The organism is Flavobacterium cryophilum (assembly GCF_048286555.1).
Taxonomy (GTDB): Bacteria; Bacteroidota; Bacteroidia; order Flavobacteriales; family Flavobacteriaceae; genus Flavobacterium.
In genome coordinates this window covers 68,592-90,973 of the sequence record NZ_JBLVPZ010000005.1, presented here as the reverse complement: position 1 = coordinate 90,973, position 22,382 = coordinate 68,592, and the positions used below count along the sequence as shown (strand labels likewise).

At 34.3% G+C, this 22,382-nt stretch carries 19 protein-coding genes and 1 other RNA gene; 10 read left to right on the top strand and 10 right to left on the bottom strand.

The features are described 5' to 3' along the window. Positions 1-490: 490 nt before the first annotated feature. The 5 genes from ACNQGJ_RS09285 to ACNQGJ_RS09265 all read left to right on the top strand — a co-directional run bounded on the left by ACNQGJ_RS09285 (position 491) and on the right by ACNQGJ_RS09265 (position 6,696). Positions 491-1,873 (top strand): NAD-dependent succinate-semialdehyde dehydrogenase, encoded by a 1,383-nt coding sequence (locus ACNQGJ_RS09285; protein WP_417972477.1) that lies wholly within the window; start codon positions 491-493, stop codon positions 1,871-1,873. 112 nt (positions 1,874-1,985) lie between these two features. Further along, the gene (locus ACNQGJ_RS09280; RefSeq protein WP_417972478.1) at positions 1,986-2,984 is read left to right on the top strand and encodes an NADP-dependent oxidoreductase; all 999 of its coding nucleotides are present in this window, start codon (positions 1,986-1,988) and stop codon (positions 2,982-2,984) included. Positions 2,985-3,199: 215 nt separating this feature from the next. After that, positions 3,200-4,198 (top strand): UDP-3-O-(3-hydroxymyristoyl)glucosamine N-acyltransferase, encoded by a 999-nt coding sequence (gene lpxD, locus ACNQGJ_RS09275; protein WP_417972479.1) that lies wholly within the window; start codon positions 3,200-3,202, stop codon positions 4,196-4,198. A gap of 166 nt (positions 4,199-4,364) precedes the next feature. After that, complete coding sequence (locus tag ACNQGJ_RS09270; protein ID WP_417972480.1) at positions 4,365-5,993, top strand: acyl-CoA carboxylase subunit beta; 1,629 nt, start codon at positions 4,365-4,367, stop codon at positions 5,991-5,993. A gap of 280 nt (positions 5,994-6,273) precedes the next feature. Next, on the top strand, positions 6,274-6,696 hold the full coding sequence (locus tag ACNQGJ_RS09265; RefSeq protein WP_417972481.1) for a DoxX family protein: 423 nt from the start codon (positions 6,274-6,276) through the stop codon (positions 6,694-6,696). Between the two features lie 188 nt (positions 6,697-6,884). Here the strand turns inward: ACNQGJ_RS09265 and ACNQGJ_RS09260 are convergent, their stop codons facing one another. Together ACNQGJ_RS09260 and ACNQGJ_RS09255 are read right to left on the bottom strand one after the other, a co-directional pair. After that, positions 6,885-7,934 (bottom strand): AMP-binding protein, encoded by a 1,050-nt coding sequence (locus tag ACNQGJ_RS09260; protein WP_417972482.1) that lies wholly within the window; start codon positions 7,932-7,934, stop codon positions 6,885-6,887. A gap of 36 nt (positions 7,935-7,970) precedes the next feature. After that, positions 7,971-8,882, bottom strand: coding sequence for a CPBP family intramembrane glutamic endopeptidase (locus tag ACNQGJ_RS09255; RefSeq protein ID WP_417972483.1), 912 nt, complete (start codon positions 8,880-8,882; stop codon positions 7,971-7,973). 107 nt (positions 8,883-8,989) lie between these two features. Here ACNQGJ_RS09255 and ACNQGJ_RS09250 point away from each other — a divergent pair, with 107 nt between their 5' ends. Next, positions 8,990-9,334, top strand: a complete 345-nt coding sequence (locus tag ACNQGJ_RS09250; protein ID WP_417972484.1) for an arsenate reductase family protein — start codon at positions 8,990-8,992, stop codon at positions 9,332-9,334. Between the two features lie 96 nt (positions 9,335-9,430). Continuing rightward, positions 9,431-11,884 (top strand): TonB-dependent receptor, encoded by a 2,454-nt coding sequence (locus ACNQGJ_RS09245; RefSeq protein ID WP_417972485.1) that lies wholly within the window; start codon positions 9,431-9,433, stop codon positions 11,882-11,884. A 121-nt stretch (positions 11,885-12,005) separates the two neighbouring features. Here ACNQGJ_RS09245 and ACNQGJ_RS09240 read toward each other — a convergent pair whose 3' ends face one another. Beyond that, a complete protein-coding gene (locus ACNQGJ_RS09240) occupies positions 12,006-12,170 on the bottom strand; it encodes a hypothetical protein (protein WP_417972486.1) in 165 nt (54 codons plus the stop codon). Between the two features lie 250 nt (positions 12,171-12,420). Here ACNQGJ_RS09240 and fumC point away from each other — a divergent pair, with 250 nt between their 5' ends. Continuing rightward, positions 12,421-13,818 carry a class II fumarate hydratase gene (fumC, locus tag ACNQGJ_RS09235; protein WP_417972487.1) on the top strand — a complete coding sequence of 466 codons (1,398 nt, stop codon included), beginning with the start codon at positions 12,421-12,423 and terminating at the stop codon, positions 13,816-13,818. 199 nt (positions 13,819-14,017) lie between these two features. Here the strand turns inward: fumC and ACNQGJ_RS09230 are convergent, their stop codons facing one another. Both ACNQGJ_RS09230 and ACNQGJ_RS09225 read right to left on the bottom strand, forming a co-directional pair. Beyond that, positions 14,018-15,025, bottom strand: a complete 1,008-nt coding sequence (locus ACNQGJ_RS09230) for an LLM class flavin-dependent oxidoreductase (protein ID WP_417972488.1) — start codon at positions 15,023-15,025, stop codon at positions 14,018-14,020. 171 nt (positions 15,026-15,196) lie between these two features. Continuing rightward, positions 15,197-16,399 carry an NAD(P)-dependent oxidoreductase gene (locus ACNQGJ_RS09225; RefSeq protein WP_417972489.1) on the bottom strand — a complete coding sequence of 401 codons (1,203 nt, stop codon included), beginning with the start codon at positions 16,397-16,399 and terminating at the stop codon, positions 15,197-15,199. Between the two features lie 204 nt (positions 16,400-16,603). Between ACNQGJ_RS09225 and ACNQGJ_RS09220 the strand changes: the two genes are divergently transcribed. After that, positions 16,604-17,803, top strand: coding sequence for a serine hydrolase domain-containing protein (locus tag ACNQGJ_RS09220; protein ID WP_417972490.1), 1,200 nt, complete (start codon positions 16,604-16,606; stop codon positions 17,801-17,803). A gap of 111 nt (positions 17,804-17,914) precedes the next feature. Next, positions 17,915-18,311: a transfer-messenger RNA gene (gene ssrA / locus ACNQGJ_RS09215) on the top strand. Positions 18,312-18,586: 275 nt separating this feature from the next. Here the strand turns inward: ssrA and ACNQGJ_RS09210 are convergent. The 5 genes from ACNQGJ_RS09210 to ACNQGJ_RS09190 all read right to left on the bottom strand — a co-directional run bounded on the left by ACNQGJ_RS09210 (position 18,587) and on the right by ACNQGJ_RS09190 (position 22,309). Next, positions 18,587-19,432, bottom strand: coding sequence for a DUF2911 domain-containing protein (locus ACNQGJ_RS09210; RefSeq protein ID WP_417972491.1), 846 nt, complete (start codon positions 19,430-19,432; stop codon positions 18,587-18,589). 52 nt (positions 19,433-19,484) lie between these two features. Beyond that, positions 19,485-20,159 (bottom strand): HAD family hydrolase, encoded by a 675-nt coding sequence (locus ACNQGJ_RS09205; protein WP_417972492.1) that lies wholly within the window; start codon positions 20,157-20,159, stop codon positions 19,485-19,487. A gap of 101 nt (positions 20,160-20,260) precedes the next feature. Next, positions 20,261-20,974, bottom strand: a complete 714-nt coding sequence (locus ACNQGJ_RS09200; protein ID WP_417972493.1) for a tRNA threonylcarbamoyladenosine dehydratase — start codon at positions 20,972-20,974, stop codon at positions 20,261-20,263. 79 nt (positions 20,975-21,053) lie between these two features. Next, entirely contained in the window at positions 21,054-21,707 is a 654-nt protein-coding gene (locus ACNQGJ_RS09195) for a TatD family hydrolase (protein WP_417972494.1), read from the bottom strand. Beyond that, positions 21,707-22,309 (bottom strand): DUF1684 domain-containing protein, encoded by a 603-nt coding sequence (locus ACNQGJ_RS09190; RefSeq protein WP_417972495.1) that lies wholly within the window; start codon positions 22,307-22,309, stop codon positions 21,707-21,709. The genes ACNQGJ_RS09195 and ACNQGJ_RS09190 overlap by 1 nt, the downstream gene beginning before the upstream one ends. Positions 22,310-22,382 lie beyond the last annotated feature (73 nt).

Below are 22,382 nucleotides of genomic sequence, written 5' to 3'. Positions count from 1 at the left end.
AAAAAGTGTTATGATTATACTAACTTTAACCCGTTGGGTGTAATTAATAAAAATTTCAATTAATCTTATATAAAAAAATTGAACCACATAGAAACATAGGAATAAAGAGTAGGATAGCCTTATTCTTGGGTTCACATAGTATGGTTTTCTCTAAAAAAATGAAACGTTTTACATAATTTTAAAATCTATGTTTCTATGTGGTTAAAAAATCAAACAAATTTGAATTACACCCAACGGGTTAACTTTTAAACATAAAAAAAAGTTAATGTGGAAATTGTGTAAGTCCCCTTCTCTACCATATTTTTATCTTTGTTATTCAATAATTGGCTAACAAAAATTAAAGCACGTTTATTTTCAAAAAATAAAAATCTACTTTTTAAAAATTCAATTAATCAATTATTGAACATTAAATATGCAAAATAATGTGTTTTGCACACTAAATTAATTTTGACAGGTGCCGAAATAGTAATCATTTTTAAAACATAAAATTATGTCAATACAAACAGTTAATCCCGCAACCAATAAAGTAGTAAAATCGTTTGAAGAAATGACGGACAAACAAGTAGAACAAGCTGTTAATCAGTCCAATATTACTTTTCATGAATGGAAAAAAACATCTTATCCCGAGAGAGCAGCTGTTTTAAACAAAGTCGCATCATTAATGCGAGAGAAAAAAACAGCTTTAGCCACATTAATTACCCTTGAAATGGGGAAAATATTTTCTCAGGCTGTAGGTGAAGTAGAATTAAGTGCCAATATTTTAGACTATTATGCTGAAAATGGCGAAACATTTTTAGCCGATAAAAAGTTAGAACCTGAATTAGGTGAAGCTTTTATCAGATCAAGCCCAATAGGAGTATTATTAGGAGTTCAACCTTGGAATTTTCCTTTTTATCAGGTGGCTCGTTTCATAGCGCCAAATATGATGGTAGGGAACACCATCTTATTAAAACATGCTTCGATGGTTCCGCAATGTGCTATTGCAATTGAGGATTTATTTAAAGAAGCGCAAGCGCCAGTTGGATTATATACCAATTTGTTACTGTCAGGAAAAAGAGCTTCACTACTTGTTTCTGACAAGAGAATTAAAGGTGTTTCGCTTACCGGTAGCGAAGCCGCAGGTGCGAGTTTAGCCTCAGAAGCTGGAAAAAATCTTAAAAAATCAGTGTTGGAATTAGGAGGTAACGATGCCTTTATTGTTCTAGAAGATGCCGATATAGATAAAACTGTTGAATGGGCCGTGGTAGGTAGAATGAATAACAACGGGCAAAGCTGTATTGCCTCTAAGAGAATTATTGCTGTCGAGGCTATTGCCGATGAATTTATCGAAAAATACACCGCCAAATTAGCACAATTAAAAGTGGGTGATCCGATGGATCCAAACACTGAATTAGGCCCCTTAAGTAGTGAAGAAGCTTTATTACACTTGCTAGATCAAGTAGATAGATCCGTTGCAGCCGGAGCCACTGTTTTATTAGGAGGCAAACGGGTAAATGGACCAGGAGCATTTATGGAACCTACTATTTTGTCTGATTTAAACCCAGAAATTCCTGCTTATCATGAAGAATTATTTGGTCCAGTTTCCTCTTTTTACAGAGTTAAAGATGAAGCGGCAGCAATTATATTGGCAAATGATTCTGATTTTGGTTTAGGAGGTTCCGTATTTACACAAGATATCGAACGTGGAAAACGAGTTGCAGATCAAATTGACTCTGGAATGATATTTATTAATCACCCAACTTGGACGCAAACCGATTTGCCTTTTGGTGGAACCAAAGGTTCAGGTTATGGTAGAGAACTTGCAGAAATTGGAATTCATGAATTTGTAAATAAAAAATTAATTCGTGTCATTGGATTATCTGATCCGTTTTAGAAATTATTAATTAGCTAACGCCTATCTATTCTACTGCCAATTTAAAATTAGTAGAATAGATAGGCTTTGGCATTTATAGGTTTTTAAATACTCACTTTTAAAAAATACAATCATGACAACTAAACAAATCGTATTAGCAGCGAGACCTAATGGAACTCCAATATTGAATGATTTTAGATTTGAAAATATAGAATTAGACGCACTGCAACATGGCGAAGTACTGGTACAAGGAATGTATTATTCCGTAGATCCTTACATGCGTGGACGAATGAATGAAGGAAAGTCTTATGTACCTCAATTTGAATTAAACAAAGCCATAGAGGGCGGAGTCTTGGCAACTGTACTCGAATCAAAATCTGATCTTTTTAAAACGGGAGATGTTGTATTGGGAGCTTTGCCTTGGAGCGAAAAAATGATTGCCTCGGATAAAAACCTGCAAAAAATTGAATCAGCAGTAGAATCCTTGACGTATTATTTAGGAATCTTGGGAATGACAGGATTAACTGCTTATTTTGGTCTCATGCGCATTGGTAAACCAAAAGCAGGTGAAACTGTTGTAGTTTCTGGAGCAGCAGGAGCAGTTGGAATTGTAGTTGGCCAAATTGCAAAAATCCACGGAGCCCGTATAATCGGAATTGCTGGTTCTGACGAAAAAGCAACAATGCTAAAAGAAAAATTTGGTTATGACGATGTCATCAATTACAAAACAACCACTGATATAAATACCGCAATAGCTAATTTATGTCCAAATGGAGTTGACGTCTATTTTGACAATGTGGGCGGAAGCATTTCTGATGCGGTCATCCAAAACTTGAATTTTCACGCGAGAATTGCTTTGTGCGGGCAAATTTCTTTATACAATAGTACTGAAATTCCTATGGGACCCCGTATTCAACCGTTGTTATTAACCCACAGTGTATTAATGCAGGGTTTTATTATCAATAATTTTCAAAAAGACTTTCCAGTAGGAATTGCTCAATTATCAAAATGGGTAAATGAAGGAAAATTGAAATTCACAGAAACAATAGTAGATGGTTTTGATCAATTACCGGCTGCCTTACTTGGTTTATTTAAAGGAGAAAACAAAGGAAAAATGATTGTCAAAGCATAAAATATGAATGAAATAAATACAAATTAGCCGATACTATAAATTAAGTATCGGTTTTTTGCTTTAAAATTACTTACGACGATTCAATTAGGGAAACTCCAAGTTTTACAATAATATTCTATTTCTATAGATGTTAAAGAAATTAATAAGATTAGGAATTTCAACCCTAAATTCTTTTATTTGAAAAATATTTAACATCAAAATCCTATATCTACGTAATGAAATCCTACACCATTCAAGAAATAAATGAGATTCTAAAAGGAGAAATAGTCGGGAATACTTCCCAAAAAATTACTGCACCTGAACAACTTGAAGCCGCTACTGAATCTGAAATTTCATTTATTGGAAACAAAAAATATGAAAAATTTTGGTCAGCATCAAAAGCTTGTGCCGCAGTTGTCAACGAGGATATTACTATACAGCCTGGAGAAGACAGGGCTTTTATAAAAGTAAAAAATGCTGATTTAGCAATGTCTCAAATATTAGAACTTTTTGCACCTCCAACTCCATTATTTACAGTTGATATCCATCCAACCGCAGTAATAGATCCAACTGCAACTATTTGCAATGGTGTCAGAATTGGTGCAGGATGCTACATAGGTCCTAAAGTCATTATTGGTGATTATACGAGCATTTATCCTAATGTGACTATTCTTGACGAATGTACAATAGGAAAAAACACTGTGATTTGGTCAGGATCTGTTATCAGAGAAAGATGTCACATAGGAAATGATTGCATTTTGCATCCTAACGCAACAATTGGTGCCGATGGTTTTGGTTTTCGACCTGATCCACAAAGAGGTTTAGTCAAAGTTCCTCAAATTGGAAATGTGATTATAGGCAACAATGTTGAAATTGGTGCGAATTCATGTGTCGACAGAGGAAAATTCAGTTCTACCGTTTTAGGGGACGGTTGCAAAATTGATAATTTAGTTCAAATAGGTCATAATAGCAAATTGGGGAAATTCTGTATTATGGCTGGAAACAGTGGACTGGCAGGATCAGTAACGCTAGGAAATGGTGTAATCATTGGTGGAAGCGCTTCCATTAAAGACCACACTACTATTGGTGATGGTGCTATTGTTGGTGCTGGTTCAGGTGTTACAGGAGATATTGAAGCTGGAAAAACTATGCTAGGATATCCTGCCGTAGAAGCTAGAGACGCATTAAAACAGTGGGCAATTTTAAAAAGACTGGTAAATGAGTCTAAAAAATAATTACGTGCTTTTTTATTAAATTCATAAAAAAACAGACACAAACTTCTGTTTCTTTGTTTTAATAGTAACCATACATCCGATTTTCTTCACAAACCAATTAAAATAACAAAATTTATTTCGTTGGATTTTGTATTTTTGACGCAAACTTTTTTAATATTATTTCATCATGGATTTGAACTTTAACAAAAACGAAGACCACAATAAACTTTTACTTTCAGCATTGCGACAAAAATTTAGCGTAGTCAAATTAGGAGGTGGTGAAAAACGCATCCAAAAATTACATGGTGAAGGCAAAATGACTGCACGCGAACGAATCGATTATTTATTGGATCCAAAAGCGAAAAGTATTGAAATTGGAGCATTTGTTGGTGAAGGAATGTATGCAGAACACGGAGGTTGTCCCTCGGGTGGTGTCGTTGTCAAAATAGGATATATTAGGGGAAAACAATGTATTGTTGTGGCCAATGATGCTACTGTGAAAGCGGGCGCTTGGTTTCCTATAACAGCAAAGAAAAATTTGCGCGCGCAAGAAATTGCAATGGAAAATCGTCTGCCAATTATATATTTAGTGGATAGCGCAGGTGTTTATTTGCCTTTGCAAGATGAAATTTTCCCTGATAAAGAACATTTTGGTCGAATTTTTAGAAATAACGCTCAAATGAGCAGCATGGGAATTACCCAAATTGCGGCTGTAATGGGAAGTTGCGTTGCCGGTGGTGCCTATTTGCCAATCATGAGTGACGAAGCTATGATTGTCGATAAAACGGGAAGTATTTTCTTGGCGGGAAGTTATCTAGTCAAAGCTGCCATTGGCGAAAGCATTGATAACGAAACCTTGGGCGGAGCAACAACACATTGTGAAATTTCAGGTGTTATAGATTACAAAGCTAAAGATGACAAAGACGCATTAGACAAAATAAAAAACATAGTTGACAAAATAGGTGATTTTGACAAAGCCGGATACAGCCGAATTAAAGCGGGAAAACCAGCATTAGACGAAAAAGAAATTTATGGCATTTTGCCAAAAGCCCGAAATGAACAATACGATATGATGGAAATCATCAATCGACTTGTTGATAATTCAGAGTTTGAAGCTTACAAAGATGGATACGGACAAACCATTATTACTGGGTATGCCAGAATTGATGGTTGGGCGGTAGGAATTGTTGCCAATCAACGGAAAGTGGTTAAAACTAAAAATGGCGAAATGCAATTTGGCGGGGTAATCTACTCTGATAGTGCGGATAAAGCTACCCGTTTTATTGCTAATTGCAACCAAAAGAAAATTCCTTTAGTTTTTGTACAAGATGTTACCGGTTTTATGGTTGGATCAAAATCTGAACATGGCGGAATTATAAAAGATGGTGCCAAAATGGTAAATGCTGTTTCTAATTCAGTTGTACCTAAATTCACGGTTATCGTAGGAAATTCATATGGAGCGGGAAATTATGCTATGTGCGGAAAAGCGTACGATCCAAGATTAATTTTTGCTTGGCCAAGTGCGGAGTTAGCCGTTATGGGTGGAACACAAGCCGCAAAAGTATTGGCACAAATTGAAGCTTCTTCGCTTAAAGCAAAAGGAGAACTGGTAGATGAAACTAAAGAAAAAGAATTATTCGATAAAATTAAAGCACGATATGACGAGCAGGTGTCACCTTATTATGCCGCTTCCCGATTATGGACTGATGCAATAATTGATCCTTTAGACACCAGAAGCTGGATTTCTATGGGTATTGAAGCGGCAAATCACTCGCCTATTGAGAAAAAATTTAACTTAGGTGTAATCCAAGTTTAACTACTTCTTTATAGGATCTTAGATTATATTTCGTGTAGTGATACTTGTAAAAAATTATTATATTTTATAGCTTTAAAATTCTCCGTCATTTTCTAAAAATTAACTTTTTTATTATAGCCCTGCTTAAAATTAAAAAAGTATTAGTAGTATTTTATTTGTAAAAGCCTTACAACCGGTGTTTCTGCCTATCAAATATTTAAAGTTTAGTTTTATTTAACAATTTTAAATTATTCGGTTAAAAATCAGTAACTTAGTGCTTAATATTTAAAACTCCACTATTATGAACAACGTAAAAAATTTAAACAAATGGGCAAATATGCACACTTATTTAACTTTGGATTTGGCACGAATAGCACTTGGTGTATTTCTGTTTATGAAAGGAATCTCTTTTGTAACGAACATCCAATATTTAAATGATCTCATTTCACCTATTGACAGAATTGGTGGTGGAATGTTCCTCATTCATTATATTGCTCCAGCACACATGGTAGGTGGTATCATGATTGCTTTTGGTTTACTTACAAGATGGGCAATAATAGCACAACTACCGATACTTATAGGTGCTATCGTAATAAATTTTATGGGAGAAATGCATTCCCAAAATCTACTTTTGGCATTACTGATTTTAGGAATTTGTATCTTTTTCTTATTTTACGGAAGTGGAAAAAATTCAGCTGATTATTATTTTAAAATGCAGCAATAATTAAATAGAAATGCATCGGTTTTTAACGAAGGCACTAAAAAAATGTTTTTAGGAATAAATTGTTAATTAAAAGGAGTAGAAAAATTTGATTTCTACTCCTTTTTTTTTGTTTTTTTAAGTGTCTCTAATCAAAATAAGATATTTTTCAGTGCCCTTTAAAATTAGAAAGCTTTTTTAATAAAAATTGTTTAAATACGGTCAACAATTTCTTTGCGTTTTATTTTCCCGCTTTCGGTTTCACTAAATTTAGAAACATAAAAAACTTCTTTCGGCTTTTCATATTTGTCTAAGCCATCAAAAATAGTCTCGTCCAGTATTTGATGTTCCCCTTCTATAACAATTACAAGTTTTTCTCCTAAAACAGCATCTTGTTTTCCGGTTACAAAGAATCTTGAATCAATTTTAGCAGATAACTTTTCTTCAATTTTTTCAGGAATCAATTTGATTCCGCCGCTATTTATTACATTATCAAAGCGTCCTAAAAAGACAAATTGATTTTCCCCCACCAGTTCCACTAAATCATTTGTAACAATGGGTTCATCTGAAATTTTTAATGCATTTATCACCAAGCACTTTCTATCGTCTTGGCTAATTTCTATATTTGGTAAAATTGAAAAAGCCTCCTCCCCTATCTTTTTGGCTGCAATGTGAGTAATTGTTTCCGTCATACCATAGGTTTCATACACTTCAGTTTTCAATTTAGAAAGTCCTTTTTCTAGCGTTTTGCTTATTTTAGCACCACCAATAATCAACTTTTTTACATTTTTTAATGCTGATAAAGAGTTTTGAGCTTGTAATGGAACCATTGCCACAAAATCATATTTGATATCATTCTGCAACAAAGGATGAGAACTTGGCGCAACAAAATCAATATCAAGACCCAAAATAAAACTCCTCACAAACATCATTTTTCCAGCGATATATTTTGTAGGTAAACAATGTAATGCCTTATCCCCAGGTTCTAAATCAAAAAAATCACCCGAAGCAATGGCCGAATTAACCATAGCTTGTTTATCGACACGAATTAATTTAGGAACTCCCGTAGTCCCCGAAGTACTCATTTCGATGTACGACTTCTGATCAAACCAATCGAGTATAAAATCTCCCACCGATTTTTCAAACTCTTCTCCTTCTTTTATAAAACTGTACGCTACTCGGCATAAATCATTTCGATTCAGATGAAACCCGTTTAATTTAAAAAGGTTGTGAACATTTTGATGTGTTATTGTATCGATCATGATAGGTATATTTTAAATTATTGAACAGTTTATGGTTTAAATTTTTCCAGTTAATTTTTCTTTCCAGTTGGTCCAATTGTATTTTTTACTAAAGATAAATAAAAGTATCGGGTAAATAAGAACGACCGGCAGGATAACATCTAATCCGGCTGAAGGATCCGAAATATCTTTAAAAATAGAATTGGTTTGAAATGCAGACCAATCGGACGTAACGAGTAAAGCACCTACTAGATTATTGGCTGCGTGAAAGCCTAAAGCCAGCTCCATCCCTTCATCCATCAACGTAATGATTCCCAGTAAAAGACCCGTTCCTATATAATAAACAAGCACTATATACCCTATTTTAGTCACTTCAGGATTAAAAATATGCATTCCTCCAAAAATAACCGACGTCATCAATAAGGGGAACCATTTATTTTTGGCTAGATTTGCGAATCCCTGCATTAAGTATCCTCTAAAAATATATTCTTCGGAACTGGTTTGAATTGGAATTAAAATCACAGCTATTACCACTAAAATAGCGAAGGGTATTGGCTTAAAATTGACTACAAAATCGCTGGGACCAGAAAAATAGAAAAGTAAAGTGGATACGATTGTAAAAACGGACCATATCATAAAAGAAAATCCAACTCTTTTCCAATCTATTTTATCTCTTGATGTTGTTACTGAAAGCATCGTTTGACGGTGAAAATTACGGACTACCAGCACAATGCCTAGCATAATAAAAACAAATGAAATCAGTATTAAAAATAAAGTCAAATTAGAATCAAAAAAACGCATTAACGCTTCATTACTAGCGGGATAAGGCTTTCCGTTAAAAACTGTTTGATATAAAATGCCCATCAAAAACGGCAACTGACCTACTAATGAAGCGCAAATTATCACGAACGAACCTAAAATATATTTCCAAAACTTATTATCTGATTTTATTCCTTGTTCTACAAACATATAATTTTCGTTTTATTATATCCTTAAATTAGTTTAGCAAATATTACTTTTGTGCATTAATCCGAATCCTAGATGAACCTTTTTACAGTAAACCAATAGTAATAAATATGATACAAATATACCATAATTCACGTTGCGGAAAATCGAGAAATTGCCTTGCATTTGTCGAGAACTCAAAAAAAGAGTTTGAAGTTATCAATTATCTGATTAACCCGCCTTCATTTGAAGAGCTGTCTGTTATTCTCGAAAAATTAAACATGCAACCTATTGAATTAGTTCGTCAAAAAGAAAAAATTTGGATAGAAAATTTTAAAGATCAAGAAATGAATGACGAACAAATTATTCAGGCCATGATTTCTAATCCAATTTTAATTGAAAGACCTATTGTAATCAATGGAAACTCGGCAATCATAGGACGCGATTTAAAAAAAATTGAATCTTTTATTTTATAAAATTCCGATTCCTTTAATTAACATTTTTTTGTGATTTGCGGTGCTAAACCAAAACCAACTTTTGCAATCTAAAGTGGGTAACCAAAGTTTTTAAAAATGAAAAAAATAAAATCCGTTTTAATTCTTGTTCTATTTTTCACCACCCTGTTCAGTTTTGCTCAACAAGGTCCTGTTGTGTCAAGAATTAAAATAACAGGTAAAGTTGTTGAAAAAACCAGCAATCAACCTCTTGAATATGCTACGATTACTTTTTTAATTCCAAACAATCCAAAACCAGTTGCTGGTGGAATTACAAATCCAAACGGCGAATTTAATATTGAAATTAAACCGGGTGTATATGATATAAAAATTGAGTTTATATCTTTTAAAACACAAGAAATTAAACAAAAGAACCTTCAAAATAGCAGTAGTTTAGGTTTAATCTCTTTATCTGAGGATGCAAATCAATTGAATGAAGTAATTATTCGTTCTGAAAAAACAACTGTAGAAATAAAATTAGACAAAAAAGTGTACAACGTAGGGAATGACCTTATGGTAAAAGGTGGTACTGTTAGTGATGTTTTAGACAACATCCCTTCTGTCGCTGTTGATGTCGAGGGAAATATAAGTCTTCGTGGAAATGATAATGTTAGAGTTCTTATTGATGGCAAACCTTCAAACGCAATCAATATTGCTGAAGCCTTGCGATTAATTCCAGCCGATGCGATTGACAAAGTAGAAGTTATTACCAATCCATCAGCAAGATATGATGCCGAAGGTGGTGGTGGTTTATTAAATATCATCTTGAAAAAAGGAAAAAATCAAGGTTTAAACGGAACTTTTATAGCTTCAACCGGATACCCTGAAACGTACGGTTTAAGCGGTAACTTAAATTATAAATCGGAAAATTTTAATCTTTTCACTACTCAAGGTTACAATGACCGTAGTAATCCCGGAAATGCATTTACAGATTCAAGATATTTAAATGCTGATAATACAACTCGAAATTATGTAAATGAAACGAGAGAAAATGAAAGAGACAATAAAGGGTATAATGGAAACTTTGGAATGGAATGGTATTTAAGTGAAAGCCTTTCTTGGACCAATACCTTCAACTACAGAAAAAGTAATGGTGCTAACGTTGACAACGTTTTTCAAAACAATTTTAATTCCGGATTTAATTATGACTATACCCGTAATCGGATCAATTTAGAAAATAGCGACAGTGAGAATGTAGAATTTTCGACAAACTTCACAAAGAAATTTAAAAAAGACGGTCATAAATTAACAATTGACGGTTCCTTCTCGACTAATGATGATATAAACGAGGCATTGATTACTGACACATCAACAAACACAACAGTGGTGAAATTTGACAATACCCTCAATAATCAAACGCAAAGCCGAAATTTACTTCAAATGGATTATGTTTTGCCTTTTGGAAAAGCAAGCCAGTTTGAAGCAGGTTATCGTGGTGATTTCTCAGAATTACTAACGGATTACAGAGTTGAAAATGATGGTGTGATCAACAATAATTTTACAAATACATTACAATACAAGGAGAAAGTAAATGCATTTTACACACAATATGGTGTAAAGATTAATAAATTTTCAGCACTTTTCGGTTTGCGTTTTGAAGATTCTAATATTGAAATAAATCAATTAGCAACCAACGATTACAATACTAAAAAATACAACAATTTTTTCCCCAGTGCTTTCTTCACTTATGAAATATCAGACAAAAGCAGTGCTTCTGTAAGCTACAGCCGAAGAATACAAAGACCTAGAGGAAGAATGTTGAACCCATTCAGCAACTTGTCAAGTAACATCAATATTTTTGTTGGAAATCCAGATTTAAATCCAGCCTTCTCTGATGCTATTGATTTTGGTTACATCAAAAGATGGGATAAATTAACCTTCAATACTTCCCTATATGTAAATAAAACAACGGATGTTTTTCAATTTGCTAGAAGAGAATCAGGAGATTTTGTTAACGGAACTCCTATAATTATAAGTTCTCCAATCAATTTGGCAACTGAATATAGAACAGGATTTGAATTCACGTTAAATTATTCTCCATTTAAATGGTGGAAATTAAACAGTAATTTCAATTTCTTCAGAAACGAAACGCAAGGAGATTTTACGTATACTGATTTTAGCGATAATGAAATTGTACAAAATTTTGATAACGTAGCAACATCGTGGTCTACAAGACTAACATCCAAAATCACCTTGCCATATAAAATCGATTGGCAGACTAATGCATCTTATAATGGTCCTCAAAATAATGCACAAGGAAGAAGCTTAGGGATTTTTGCAGCAAATATAGCCTTCAGCAAAGACATCTTAAAAGACAAAGGAACACTTTCCTTCAACGTTAGTGATGTTTTCAATTCCAGAAAAAGAATGGTGGAAAGTTATCTTCCAGGAATTGTAAGTTCTTACAGCGAAATGCAGTGGAGAGAAAGACAGTTTAGCTTATCATTCACTTATCGTTTTAACAAACCAAAAAACGAAAGAGAACAACCTAAACGAAATCAAAATGAAAATGAAGGTGATTTTCAAGGATAAAAAAATAAGGGCTCGCGAAAACGGGTCCTTTTTCTTTTACTATAAAAGTAGAATAGCAGCTATCATAATGCATAAAAAAAGGACCCATGTAAATGAGTCCTTTTTTTATTTAACAAACAGGTTAAACTGATTGCTCTTTCTTTGCTTTTCTTTCTTTGTACATTTCCCAGAGAGCACCGCCAATCCAATATTGAACGAAACCTACAAGAAAAAACATTAACCAAAATCCTAAAGTAAGAATGGTTAAGAAAAGTAAAAAGCCTAAGTACTGTGAAAATTCAAACATGTTTTCCGGAATTTTTGAATGTAGCCACAAATGTAAGTTTAATTCCTTTTCGCACCAATAAAAAATCATAAAAACTACCAATCAATTTTTATAAAAAAGGAATTATCCGTATTTTTGAGCTCAGAATTTGGAGCTGTTTCCCGCTATTCATTACAATCTTTTCTTTTTTAAAGAAAAAAAGAAAAGGATTTACATTTCTATCGGGGCTAAAGACCTATTAAACGACATAATTATTTTTAAATATCATCAAATGAAATTCAGAATAGAAAAAGACACCATGGGTGAAGTGCAAGTTCCAGCTGACAAATACTGGGGCGCACAAACAGAACGTTCTCGTAATAACTTCAAAATAGGTCCATCGGCTTCCATGCCAAAAGAGATTATTGAAGGTTTTGCGTATCTTAAAAAAGCAGCGGCTTATGCCAATTGTGATTTAGGTGTTTTACCAGCAGAAAAACGCGATGCCATCGGTGCTGTTTGTGATGAAATTCTAGCAGGAAAACTGGATGATGAATTCCCTTTGGTAATTTGGCAAACAGGTTCCGGTACGCAAAGTAATATGAACGTAAATGAAGTCGTTGCAAATCGTGCACAAGTTCTTAAAGGATTCAACATTGGCGAAGGAGAACAATTTATTAAAGCCAATGATGATGTCAATAAATCACAATCTTCTAATGACACTTTTCCTACCGGAATGCACATTGCGGCCTACAAAGCAGTTGTTGAAGTCACCATTCCCGCTGTTGAAAAACTAAGAGACACGCTTCATGCCAAAGCGACTGAATTTAATACAGTAGTCAAAATAGGTCGGACACATTTAATGGATGCGACTCCACTAACATTAGGACAGGAAATTTCAGGATATGTAGCACAATTGAACTATGGTTTAAAAGCAGTTAAAAACACGTTGGCACACTTATCAGAAGTGGCTTTAGGCGGAACTGCAGTAGGAACTGGATTAAACACACCAGAGGGATATGACGTAAAAGTAGCGGAATATATCGCTGAATTTACAGGACATCCGTTCATAACCGCTGAAAATAAATTTGAAGCACTGGCAGCACATGATGCTATTGTAGAAACCCACGGCGCCTTAAAGCAACTGGCGGTTTCACTAAATAAAATTGCCAATGATGTACGTATGCTCGCATCTGGTCCCCGTTCAGGAATTGGAGAAATTATTATTCCGGAAAATGAGCCTGGTTCTTCAATCATGCCAGGAAAAGTAAACCCAACACAATGCGAAGCCTTAACGATGGTTTGCGCACAAGTTATGGGCAATGATGTTGCAATAGCTGTTGGCGGAATGCAAGGTCATTATGAACTGAATGTTTTCAAACCATTGATGGCGGCAAATTTCTTGCAATCAGCTCGTTTATTAGGCGATGCTTGTCTGTCTTTTGACGAACATTGCGCACAAGGTATTGCGCCTAACTATAAACGCATTAAAGAATTGGTAGACAATTCATTGATGTTGGTGACGGCTTTGAATACTAAAATTGGGTATTACAAATCTGCTGAAATTGCTCAGACGGCACATAAAAACGGAACAACACTGAAAGAAGAGGCCGTTCGTCTAGGTTATGTAACTCCAGAAGATTTTGATACTTGGGTTAAACCAGAAGATATGGTGGGAAGCTTGAAATAATTAATAGGCAATACTGAATTATTAATTAGTTCTGATGAGTTATAAAACAAACACCCTGCAACTTACATTGCAGGGTATTTTGATTTTAAAAGTTATCATGCGCAACAAAATTAAATAATCGCACGTTGCTTATTTGTTTAAAAGTTTAAACCAAAAAAGAGTAGCAAGCTACTGTGAGTTTTAAAAAAAAATTTAAATTCTATGCTTTATTGATTGTTTCCATTACTTCCTTCATTATTCGGATGCTTTTCAGTTTCTCTTCATGATCGAAAATTGGGCTGGTAATCATCAATTCATCAATACGCGTATACTCAATAAACTGTTTTAATTCGATAGCTAATTTTTCTTTGCTTCCTACAAAAGAACAAGCAGTCATTTGGTTCACATGAAAATGTTCCTCTTCACTCATAATTCCGTCGAGCGAATCAACTGGCGGCTGTAATGGTTTTCTATCATTTCGAATCAAGTTCAGAAACATCAGAGTCAAACTGCTTGATAATTTTTCGGCTTCTTCATCGGTATCAGCTGCAACTGCGTTCACACAGGCCATTGTTTTGGGTGCATCTAAAAATTCTGAAGGTTTAAAATTTTCTCTATAAAACTCAAATGCCTGATGCATTTGTTTAGGTGCAAAATGTCCTGCAAAGGCATAGGGCAATCCATTGGCTGCAGCCAAAGAAGCACTATCCATGCTAGAACCTAAAATCCAAATCGGAACATTAGTACCTTCTGCAGGAAAGGCTCGCACTTTTGCAGTAGCATTATTCTCCGAGAAAAATTCTTGGAGAGCGGCAACATTTTGAGGAAATCGTTGCGATTGTTCGAAGAAATCTTTGCGAATCGCTTGAGCGGTTAAACCGTCTGTTCCAGGCGCTCTTCCTAATCCTAAATCAATCCGGTTAGGAAATAGTGTTTCAAGAGTGCCAAATTGTTCCGCAATAATTAGCGGAGCATGATTCGGCAACATGATTCCGCCAGAACCAACACGGATATTTTGGGTTTGACTGGCAATATAACCAATCAAAACAACTGTGGCAGAACTCGCTACATGAGCCATATTATGATGCTCAGCTAACCAAAAACGGCTATAATCTAAATTGTCTGCCAGTTGTGCCAGCGCTTTTGTTTTTTGTAATGTTTCGCTTGCATTGCTATCTTCGGTAATTAACGCTAATTCTAGTAGGGAAATTGGAATATTTTTAGTCATTATAAATTTTGAATTTTGAACAAAATTAGGCAATTACACAAACTCATTAAATTCTGAGGTGTTAATTGATTTATAATATTTCAAAACGAAGCTATTCCTTTGCCTACAAATTTCCGTAAAAAAAACTGTATCGTTTCACTACAACCGCTAATTTTTTTTTTAAAGCAGCCTTTATTTCCCGTTGACATAATCTTGTAAATAACTGAATCTTGGGGTCAGTTTTCCATTTTCAGTTATTTTGGCTCTTAATAAGAGCCCATCTTTATCTTCATTGAAAAATGCCGGAATTACATGTTCCATAAACATTTCTCCAAATCCTTCACTGGCGTCTTTTGGCAACTCACATGGTAAATTATCAACTGACATGACTACAATTGCCGCAGGATGAAAAACATCAACTTCCTTATCTTCACTTGGTAAATATCCATAAAAAGGTTCCGCAATTGTTGAAGATCTAACAGTGCAGGCTATTGGACCATTCACATCACAGGAAACATCACCAACCACCTTAATTTTACAATCTTTAGAGTGAAGCATTTCACGGGTCAGAATTACTGGAGCTTCATTGGCATGAAAATGTCCTGTAATATAAATATCAGAGACTTTAGTAAATCGTTCAAAATCAGAAACGTATTGCTGTGGATTATCATAAAAATCAGTAAAATTCAATACTTGACCGTCTTTACGTTTGTTGTATTGTAATACATCAAGCTGAGTATAAACCGGTTGTGTGTAGTTTTTTGTCAAATAATTTTCAACTGAAACTTCTTTTACTTTTATGGCATCCAGAATCTCTTTTACGCCATTACCCACTTTTCCTGTTCCTGTTATCACAAATTTCAATGGAGGCAAAATCAATCGTTTCAAATGTGTAATTAAAGCTTCTTTACCGAATAGTGTTTCCGCTTTTGGCAATTTAAATAATTCAAATTTAATTCCAAAAGCTCTTATGCTATTATACGCGCCTACAATTCCAGCATACTGTCCAAATCCTATTAGTCTGTGATTATGAGAGTTTACGATGGTTTCATGATCGTATAAATCAATGTTTTTTTCTAGAACCGCTTGTAATAATTTTCTGTTGTAAGGCTGTTTTTTTATGGTGTGTGAAAAAAAGAAATAGGCTTTATTTGCTATTAAATTTTCTATCGGAACTTCTTTTACCCCAAATAAAAAATCACAATCACTGACGTCATCGGTTACTTCAATTCCTAAATTTTCATATTGTTCATCGGTAAAAACCCGAATGTCAGAGCTTTCAACTTGTACAGTAACACTTTGATACAGCTGTTTTAGTCTGACCAATTCATTTGGCGAAAAAATAACTCTTCGATCAGGCGGATTTTTTCTTTCTTTTAATATTCCGAATTTCATATTTTTCTATACTTATTATATATTTTTTATTGTAACTTTATTTAGCTGTTTTGTTACAAATATAACAATTTAAACCAAATTCGATTTATTTTTTTATATAAAAATCGCACTCTAGTGATACTGATAAAATAGTGTTAAGGTTTCAAAAAAACAACGTGTGAAAAGACATTGATTCTATATATTTGCCTTTCTAGCAAAACAGAAATGAATTTTATAAAAAAAACAAATATACTACATATATTGCTGCTCGTGTTACTTTTGAACGCTTGCAATAAAGAGAAAAAGAAAGTAGAATTAAGTGATGCCCAACTCCCAAAGAGTACATTACCGAAGATGAAGCCGTTAAGAAATCCGGAGAAAAAATTAACAGTTGAATACATTAATTTAAAAAAGGAATCCATTGACTCTTTTTATAAAAAAAACTGGCCCAACAATAGTGCAAACGGAGGCTTTCTAGTCGCAAAGGATGGACAGATTATTTATGAAAAATATGAAGGCTATTCTAATTTTAGACATAAAACATTAATTACTAAATCTACACCTTTACACATTGCCTCTGTGAGTAAAGTGATTACGGCGACTGCGATTTTAAAGTTAATAAATGCTAACAGAATTGAATTAGACCAAAAGGTAAATACCATCCTAAAAGAATTTCCGTATCCGGATGTTACTATAAAGACATTGTTAAATCACAGAAGCGGCATGCGTAATTATGCCTATTTTACGGATCGTGATAAAACTATTTGGGATAGGCACAACATACTTACCAATCAAGATATTCTAACTATTATGGCTACAAAGGACATTGGTCTAGAATTTAAAACCGACACTCGTTTTAGTTATTGCAATACAAATTATGCCATGTTGGCATTAATAATTGAAAAAACAACAAACCTCCCTTACAAAGAGGCTATGAAACAAATCATTTTTGAGCCTCTTGGTATGAAAAACACCTATGTTTTTGACTATGAAAGGGATAAAGATACTGCTGTTACATCCTATAAAGGAAATAAGGTAGAAATAGGGAAAGACTACTTAGATGCGGTTTATGGAGATAAAAATATCTACTCGACTCCACGTGATTTATTAAAATTTGACAGAGCGAGAAGCAGTTCCGCTTTTTTGACCCCTGCGCTGCAACGCAAAGTATACAAAGGATACAGTAATGAACGCAAAGGCACTAAAAACTACGGTCTTGGTATAAGAATGATCAATTGGGAGACAGGACAGAATTTTTATTTTCACAACGGTTGGTGGCATGGCAACACATCAGCTTACATTACTTTGAGAAAAGAAAGCGTTACTATCATTGCGCTATCGAATAAATTTACCCGTAAAACATATGATGTTAAGAAATTAGCCGTATTATTTGGGGACTATCCTTTCAAATTAAAAGATGAATAAAAAAAGGAATGATTTTTGAAAATAGAGATGCACGTTTAGCACTATTAATTCAAGTTTAAAAGCGTACATTTGCAAACTCCAAATTCACATATTTATTTTGGAATACTAAAAGGGGTCGACTGGTTTTGACAGCAAGTCGAATTGAGAAGTAAGCACGTCGAGAACTGGGACAATTCTCGTTAATAAAAGGTTTCAAAACACTTACACGGCGAAGGAAACTACGCTCTTGCTGCATAATCTGAATCATAGTAAGATTAGCCTCGTTCCTATCAGATAGGAAAGCAGGATTTACCTCGAAAGCTTTGGTTTATAGCGGTCGATAAAGGTGAATCGTAAATTTAAACCTAGATTTCTATAAGCTTCGGATGGATTTCGAAATTAAGAAGATAAGTCTTGTGCGACTGTTTCTGGTCAAACGCAAGATCGAAAATTTAATCAGGAAATAAACGCGTAGAAAGCTTTTTAGTTGCTTGTTTGGACCCGGGTTCGATTCCCGGCGACTCCACAGAATCCGAAAATCGTTTTGATTTTCGGGTTTTTTTTATGCCTAAATCTCAGTAGCTTGCGCCTTCTGGTTTTCTCTTCTGCTTGGATAAAGGCTTGCAACTTTTATAGCAATTCGTTCTCACAACGCGGTGCTTCAATCTCTAGAAGAAGCTCTTCAAGCTTAAATGCATAATCATACTTGACTTTTCTTTCCATAAAAATACCCCCAAATAGTGTCTAACTTTTTGGGGGCAGTCTAAAAAAGACGGGTTTTTTTAAATCAAAAAGCTGGACGAACTAATTCTTACTCCAGTCTCCGATACTATCTTTATTCATTTTTACATAATCCTGATTTTTAGCAATTTCAGCAGCAGCAAGAGATAATTTTGCAGTTTCGATTGCTCCTTTTTTATCTCCAAGCTTTGCTTGAATCAAAGACTTCAATCTGTTAAACCAAAACGGTTGTTCTTTGGACATATCTAACGCTTTGTTTACATAAACTAAAGCTTTTGCATTATCTCCATTCGATTGAAATAAAAATTGTGCTGCAGAAAAATAATCTGCGCCACTTGGTCCCGATAATGCTTTTTCAATATTCGCTGTTGTTTTTTGTAGCGTAGGCACTTCGAATTTTACAGCTGCATACGAGTTCTCCCAAGACATTTCTAAAAAGGCAAAGTTGTTATCTAAACCACTAATTCCAATAGTAAATGTTTCGACACGTCTATTTACCGTTTCTGGTTTAACTGTAGCTCTTAGTGCTACGTTTTCTTCTTTCCACTCCTCCGGATTTCCCCAGTTATCAGTAGTTTTGTAAAATATTATTTCCCAACTTTCTATTTTTGGAATAGTATACAAAGAATATTTTCCTTTTTTCAATGTTTTTCCATCAATCACGACGTCATCACTAAAGGATATGGTTGTATTTTCATTAGCTCCAGTTCTCCATACTTTTCCAAAAGGAATCAAATTGCCAAAAACAGCTCTTCCTCTGGCACTTGGTCTTGAATAATTAACCTCTACATCTGTCAAACCTACTGCTTGCATTATAGTAGCTTTTGGACTTGATTGTGGCGTTTTTACCTGTGCCTCAATGGTGAAATTTGCGATGATAATGGCAAATACAATAATTATTTTTTTCATAGTATACATTTTTTATGTTTCCCAAATTTACAAATTCAGTAGTTTGGAAATGTTAATTATTTCTTAATTTAGAATCTATGTTCCGTACTGCATTGAAATCTAATTCGTTAAAATGATTAATTACAACATCAGCCTCCGATAAATCTTGCGCCTCAGAATGAATACTGTTGTAACCAATGCACAAAATTCCGGCAGTTTTTGCCGCTTTAATACCGTTCGTGCTGTCTTCAATAACGATACAATTTTCTTTTGGAGCAATCGATAATGAAGCAGCATGCTCAAAAATAGCAGGATGCGGTTTCGACTTAGGGAAATCTTCTCCGCTTACCACATGCGTAAAATAGTCATGCAACTTAAACCTATTAAACACACGTTCTATGGTAACTTTTGAAGCCGAAGAAGCTAGAATCAATTGCATGCCGTTTTGATGCAATTCTATTATCAGATTTTCAACGCCTTCCAGTAATTCCAAGTCAGCTTTACTATCAAAAGCGTCATTAAAAATAGACCTTTTTCGTTGAATTAAATCCTCTACTTCTTGTTCTATTACAAAAACTTCTTTCAATTTTTGAAACGTATTTCGAGTGGAAAAACCCGTAAATGAAGTGTACAACGCTTCTGTGACAGCTATATTTAATTCTTCAAATTGTTTGAAATAAGCATAACGGTGTACGGGTTCCGTGTCGACAATTACGCCATCCATGTCAAAAATTACGGTTTGTATCATTTTTTTTAGATTATTAGACTTCTTAGATTACACTGATTTTCAATTCTGAATACTGACCACTAATCACTGATTACTGAGCACTAATTACTGAATTCTGAACGCTATTTTTTGAGTAAATAGCGAATCACGGTTTCTGCAGCATACAAACCAAATAATCCTGGCATGTAACTGTTTGTTCCGTAAAATGATTTTTTAAAATTGGATCCATCGGTCATTTTTAAACTCGTTTCGTCCTGAATTTCAGAAGAAAAAACCACTTTTAATTTATCAATTTTTACTTCTTTCAATCGTCTTCGGATAGTTTTGGCAAAGAAGCAATTCACAGTATTTGTAATATCCGTTACTTTCACTTTAGAAGCTTCCATTTTTCCGCCGGCGCCCATGCTACTGATGATTTTTACTCTTTTTCGCTTAGCGCCAATAATTAAATTCAACTTAGGAGTTACACTGTCTATGCAATCCAAAACATAATCAAACTCCTCTGAAACAATTTCGAAAGCACGCTCCGGCGAAAGAAATTCTTGTACGCGAGTTAATTTCAATTCTGGATTAATGTCCATCAATCGATCCCCAACAACAGTTATTTTAGGTTGTCCCACGGTAGAATGTAAAGCGGGTAATTGACGGTTTATATTGGTAATATCAACTACGTCACCATCTACAATAGTCATCGCTCCTACCCCTGCTCTAACCAGAAATTCAGCCGCAAAAGATCCAACACCACCTAATCCAACGACCAATACATTTGCATTTTTCAAATTATCTAAACCTTCTTTTTTGAATAAAAGTTCGGCTCTTTCTGTCCACTCTGCCATTTTCTTTAGTTTATTGTTTATAGTTTGTTGCTCTCAAAAATCTGAAATCAACAATCGTTACGCTACATTCTTAAATCAATTATAGTTCAATCTTGAATACTTCCAAAAAATTACCATTCACCAGTTGCTGCATTTCCTTGACTGAAATTCCTTTATATTTTGCGGCCAATTCATAAACTGCTTCAATTCCTTCTTCGACAGTATCCGTTTCTAGAAAAAATCGATTATTGGGAACGCTTCTAAAAACAACTTCTAGTTCCGTATTAAGCAATAAATATTTCCCAAACGAAATATAAAATCCAGTGTCCACTAATTGTTTGGCAACTTGTGTCTTTTTTGAAAATCCATGAATCAACATTGGAACTGAAATATTCAATTTTTTCTTAAGTGCAATTACTTCCTGAAAAGCCGCAACACAATGTATCACCACTGGTTTTTGATATTGCTGTGCCAAAAGCAATTGTTTTTCGAAAACCATTTGTTGCAATTCCATTGGGATTTCGGTACGTTTGTCCAATCCACATTCGCCAACAGCGAGACAATTTGCCTCATTCAATTTACTTTCGATTATCAACAAATCAGATTCTATTTGTTCTTCAACAATAAACCACGGATGAATCCCGATCGAATAATACGGAATTGTGGCATCAAATTCCTGCGGATATTGATTCACTATCTCTATCACATTGGGCTGAATCGTACTTTTATGCGTATGCAGATTAAAGAATTCCATTAATTGTGAAACTTTTTAACCCCAGCTTTTATCTCTAGATTTAAATCATTTTCCAATGGAACTTTTGGACAGGAATATTTAGAATTATAAGCGCAATACGGATTGTAAGATGTATTAAAGTCAATGATTAGCGTTTCTCCTTTTGGAATTCTTAAATCGATATATTTTCCGCCAATGTAACTTTCGGTACCCGAAGTCAAATCTGAAAACGGCAGAAATAAATAGTCTTTATATTCCTCCTTTTTCGAAAGCTCAATATTCTTGTACACATTTAGTTTAAAGTCTGAGCCTTCAATTCTAAAAGAAAGTTCACCATATTTTACGTACAATGGTTTTCTGTCCGTTGACGTTTTCATTTCAAAAGGCTGCTCGTTTTCCGTTCTCACAAATTTCGCGGTTACAAAAAACTTTTCGTCAATAGGATAAAAATCAAGTGTTTTGAATTCCGCTAAATCTTCTGCAGTCAAAGGGCTTGTCTTTGCATCCGCGTATTCTGCATTTAATTCCGTTTGAAATTTGGCTACAGCCGAAACGTCAAATTTATCTTGGCCACAGCCAAAATAGAATTGCAATAAAAGAATGAAAGTAAATAGGATCTTCATGTTTCTATTTTTATGCAAAAATAGTTTAAAAGTTACTACGACACAAAGACGCATCGGTACAAAGTTTTCTACC

What these genes read in the sequence shown, in the direction of transcription:
- ACNQGJ_RS09200 (WP_417972493.1), bottom strand. Translation starts at nt 20,974, where the DNA reads ATGGCAGAGTGGACAGAAAGAGCCGAACTTTTATTCAAAAAAGAAGGT.
- ACNQGJ_RS09285 (WP_417972477.1), top strand. Translation starts at nt 491, where the DNA reads ATGTCAATACAAACAGTTAATCCCGCAACCAATAAAGTAGTAAAATCG.
- ACNQGJ_RS09210 (WP_417972491.1), bottom strand. Translation starts at nt 19,432, where the DNA reads ATGAAAAAAATAATTATTGTATTTGCCATTATCATCGCAAATTTCACC.
- ACNQGJ_RS09190 (WP_417972495.1), bottom strand. Translation starts at nt 22,309, where the DNA reads ATGAAGATCCTATTTACTTTCATTCTTTTATTGCAATTCTATTTTGGC.
- ACNQGJ_RS09260 (WP_417972482.1), bottom strand. Translation starts at nt 7,934, where the DNA reads ATGATCGATACAATAACACATCAAAATGTTCACAACCTTTTTAAATTA.
- ACNQGJ_RS09220 (WP_417972490.1), top strand. Translation starts at nt 16,604, where the DNA reads ATGAATTTTATAAAAAAAACAAATATACTACATATATTGCTGCTCGTG.
- ACNQGJ_RS09205 (WP_417972492.1), bottom strand. Translation starts at nt 20,159, where the DNA reads ATGATACAAACCGTAATTTTTGACATGGATGGCGTAATTGTCGACACG.
- ACNQGJ_RS09250 (WP_417972484.1), top strand. Translation starts at nt 8,990, where the DNA reads ATGATACAAATATACCATAATTCACGTTGCGGAAAATCGAGAAATTGC.
- lpxD (WP_417972479.1), top strand. Translation starts at nt 3,200, where the DNA reads ATGAAATCCTACACCATTCAAGAAATAAATGAGATTCTAAAAGGAGAA.
- ACNQGJ_RS09240 (WP_417972486.1), bottom strand. Translation starts at nt 12,170, where the DNA reads ATGTTTGAATTTTCACAGTACTTAGGCTTTTTACTTTTCTTAACCATT.
- ACNQGJ_RS09270 (WP_417972480.1), top strand. Translation starts at nt 4,365, where the DNA reads ATGGATTTGAACTTTAACAAAAACGAAGACCACAATAAACTTTTACTT.
- ACNQGJ_RS09245 (WP_417972485.1), top strand. Translation starts at nt 9,431, where the DNA reads ATGAAAAAAATAAAATCCGTTTTAATTCTTGTTCTATTTTTCACCACC.
- ACNQGJ_RS09230 (WP_417972488.1), bottom strand. Translation starts at nt 15,025, where the DNA reads ATGACTAAAAATATTCCAATTTCCCTACTAGAATTAGCGTTAATTACC.
- ACNQGJ_RS09195 (WP_417972494.1), bottom strand. Translation starts at nt 21,707, where the DNA reads ATGGAATTCTTTAATCTGCATACGCATAAAAGTACGATTCAGCCCAAT.
- ACNQGJ_RS09265 (WP_417972481.1), top strand. Translation starts at nt 6,274, where the DNA reads ATGAACAACGTAAAAAATTTAAACAAATGGGCAAATATGCACACTTAT.
- ACNQGJ_RS09280 (WP_417972478.1), top strand. Translation starts at nt 1,986, where the DNA reads ATGACAACTAAACAAATCGTATTAGCAGCGAGACCTAATGGAACTCCA.
- fumC (WP_417972487.1), top strand. Translation starts at nt 12,421, where the DNA reads ATGAAATTCAGAATAGAAAAAGACACCATGGGTGAAGTGCAAGTTCCA.
- ACNQGJ_RS09255 (WP_417972483.1), bottom strand. Translation starts at nt 8,882, where the DNA reads ATGTTTGTAGAACAAGGAATAAAATCAGATAATAAGTTTTGGAAATAT.
- ACNQGJ_RS09225 (WP_417972489.1), bottom strand. Translation starts at nt 16,399, where the DNA reads ATGAAATTCGGAATATTAAAAGAAAGAAAAAATCCGCCTGATCGAAGA.